This is a genomic window from Streptomyces sp. NPDC059900 (assembly GCF_050270335.1).
GTDB lineage: Bacteria > Actinomycetota > Actinomycetes > Streptomycetales > Streptomycetaceae > Streptomyces.
Genome location: NZ_JBNNJZ010000852.1, coordinates 1 through 2,613, shown reverse-complemented (window position 1 = coordinate 2,613; position 2,613 = coordinate 1). Strand labels below are relative to the sequence as shown.

The following is a 2,613-nucleotide window of genomic DNA, read 5'->3' as shown; positions in this document are numbered from 1 at the left end:
CTGCTAACCCCGTGTACCCCGGCCGCCCGCCCGGCCGGGCGGTACGATCCGACTGTCAACCGGAATCATCATCCGTGAATCCGCAGCCGGGAGGACGGCCTGAGCGACCAGCCGTGGACCATCGACGCCATCGCGCACGCCATCCCAAACGCGGACACCCGGCAGAACTTCCTGCGCGCGGTGCACCTCACCCCGCTGCCCGACCTGCCGGGCGTGCTCGCCCGCTGGCAGCGCTTCGTCGAACAGTGGCGCGCCAATGTAGCCCCCGACCTGGAAGCCGTCCTGGAGTACGCGAGGACGCACGAGGGTCAGCTGCCGGCCGAGTACGCCGATGACGGCGGCACCGGAGACTTCCTCAACCAGCTGCGCGACAACGTGAAGAAGCGGCAGACTAACGCGGCGTGACCTTTGAGCTCATCGTCCCGCCCAGCATCCGGCGCCAGATCGCCGACCTGCCGCTGAGCGACCAAGCCGAGCTCATCGCCCTCTTCGACCGGCTCCCTGTCGAGCCCGAACAGATCACCGACCCTTACGGCCTGGAAGTCCCGGACAGCCCGGTGCGCATGCGGACCGCCGGGCTCACCCGCCTCATCGTCGTGATCACCCTGAATGACACCGAGGTCACCGTCACCGTCGTGCGAATCTACGACCCACTCGGCGAGTGACGCACACGAAGCCTCGCTCGGAGCGATCCGGAGCGTGGGCCTTCGTGCGGCCGTGGCCTCTGGAGCCCGCCGCCCTCGTCCGTGCACCGATACGCCTTCCTCCTGTCGGCGTAGTGCTCGAGTTCGGCCATCACCGTGATGCCGTGCCGGGGCAGGTGCAGCCCGTCGTGCAGGCCTCCCGCAGGCCTATAGGGTCCGCATCCGCTTCTCCAGGCAGTCGCTACCAGGAGAGCGGGGGTGCTGTGCGGGTCACGACGGCGGGCAGGTGTGGACGATCGCGTATTTCCCCAGGGGTAAGTTCGCGTAATTCCCCATGCTATGGCCGTGTAGGCGGCCAGGGACCTGCGTCGGATGAGTAGGTTGGGATTACGAAGCTGTCCGGTTCTGGGGGTGGGGAGACGTGGTGAGCGAGTCGGCCACCGACGACATATGGATCTTGTGGATCGGTGCTGGCCTCTTCATCGTCGCCGGCTTCGTGCTCGCTCTGAACGTGCGGGGGGCGGCTGAAAGGTTCTTCGACCTCGTTGCGCGACAGATGCCGTTCACGGGATCCGCGACGCCGAGGACGCTCAGGATCGTGGGCGGAGGCTGGATCGTGGTCGGATCTCTCTTGCTTCTGCCCGACCTCATCAGCCTCGGTCGGGCTGGCTAGGTGACCTGCGGCTTGTTGGGCCGGGCTCCGGCGGGGTCGTAGCCGGCACCCAGCTCGAAGTGCAGCTGTACTTCGCCGTCGGCGTGGTAGCTGAAGAAGGCGGGCGGGTCGTCCGGGCGCGGATCGAAGATCAGCACCTCGGCGCCGTGGGAGACGGCCGGATCCAGCGCCCAGCCTTCGCTGCCCCCGCTCTCCACGATGAACGACCAGTTGCCGGCCCGGCCGATGCGCCCTACGCAGTAGACCCCTGCCAAGTCCACGGTGGCGGATGCTTCCTGGGGTGACAGCCGAGCGGACCTCGACCGGATCATGATCGGCCATGCGCTCGGCAAGATGCTGCGGACTGAGGCCACGGACACAGGTGATATACCGGTCGCTGGCGTCCGGGTTGGCGGAGCACCACGCATCGGCGATCCACGCAAAACTGTCAGGCAGGGCCGCGGTCTCTCTTCAGGCGAGTACGGGGCCGGTGCGGCGCAGCACTATGAGTGCTTGTGCCCCACCAGCGCTCCGAAACCTACGGCTCGGGAAGCGTGCAGGCCACAGTCACCTTGGGTGCGTCGCAGTATGCAAACCGGGGGCTGCCCGCCCCGTAGGCGTACGGGCATCTGACCCAGACGTCGCCGCGGAACGCCCGCCCATCGAGGTGGAGTTGGTCCCTCCGGACAAGGCCGCGCTGCCGCACACGTCCTTCCAGGTCTGAGCAGACGGCGGAAGCCGACGACTTCGGCTGCGAAGTCTGGCCACCGCTGACGTGGCGAGGGGCACCTGGCAGCTGACGGCTGCCAGGTGCCCCTCGTGATCGATTATCGGGCCGACCGCACGCCCGAGCGTGGCCCGCCGGACCGATCGTGCAGCGGCGGGAGGCTCGTGGCCGTGGTCGGCTCGCCGGCGGGGCGTCGCCAGAAAGCCGACCGCAGGGCCTTACGAGGGCCAGGCGCCGTCCGGGTTGGTCAGTGCCATCCGCTCCAGCCGCCGCTGGGGGTGCCGCCGCGGTTGTTGTACCACCAATTGCCGTCCGTCCCGATCACCCTGAGGGTGATGGCCCAGCCGTAGCCGTCGGCGTAGACCGTGCTGCGCCCCTGGCCGCCGAGCGAGGTCCAGGAGCTGAGCGTTCCGTTCGTCCGTGACCATCGCGTCCAGATCGCGCCGTCCGCTCCGATGCCGAACACCTGGGCCGCGCCGTTCGGCAGGTCGTAGTGCGTGCAGCCGTACTGGGACTTGATGTTGCCGCCCCAGTTGCGGTCTGTGATGCACGAGGCTAACGCCGCGTTGGTGCCGGGCACGGGTGCGGCC

General features: G+C 68.4%; 4 protein-coding genes and 1 pseudogene. 3 read left to right on the top strand and 2 right to left on the bottom strand.

Features of this window, described 5'->3' with window-relative positions; all coding sequences use genetic code 11:
- The first annotated feature begins 180 nt into the window (after positions 1-180).
- From ACQKIP_RS44910 to ACQKIP_RS44900, 3 genes are all read left to right on the top strand, one after another.
- The gene (locus ACQKIP_RS44910; protein ID WP_427745637.1) at positions 181-405 is read left to right on the top strand and encodes a hypothetical protein; all 225 of its coding nucleotides are present in this window, start codon (positions 181-183) and stop codon (positions 403-405) included.
- On the top strand, positions 402-665 hold the full coding sequence (locus ACQKIP_RS44905) for a hypothetical protein (protein WP_365863634.1): 264 nt from the start codon (positions 402-404) through the stop codon (positions 663-665). Before ACQKIP_RS44910 ends, ACQKIP_RS44905 begins: the two co-directional genes overlap by 4 nt.
- A 403-nt stretch (positions 666-1,068) precedes the next feature.
- Positions 1,069-1,317, top strand: coding sequence for a hypothetical protein (locus ACQKIP_RS44900; protein ID WP_365863636.1), 249 nt, complete (start codon positions 1,069-1,071; stop codon positions 1,315-1,317).
- On the opposite strand, the gene ACQKIP_RS44895 is transcribed toward ACQKIP_RS44900, so the two are convergent.
- On the bottom strand, positions 1,314-1,577 hold the full coding sequence (locus ACQKIP_RS44895) for a hypothetical protein (RefSeq protein WP_365863638.1): 264 nt from the start codon (positions 1,575-1,577) through the stop codon (positions 1,314-1,316). The genes ACQKIP_RS44900 and ACQKIP_RS44895 overlap by 4 nt on opposite strands.
- A 693-nt stretch (positions 1,578-2,270) precedes the next feature.
- Positions 2,271-2,613: pseudogene (locus ACQKIP_RS44890) on the bottom strand (hypothetical protein); the annotation flags it as partial.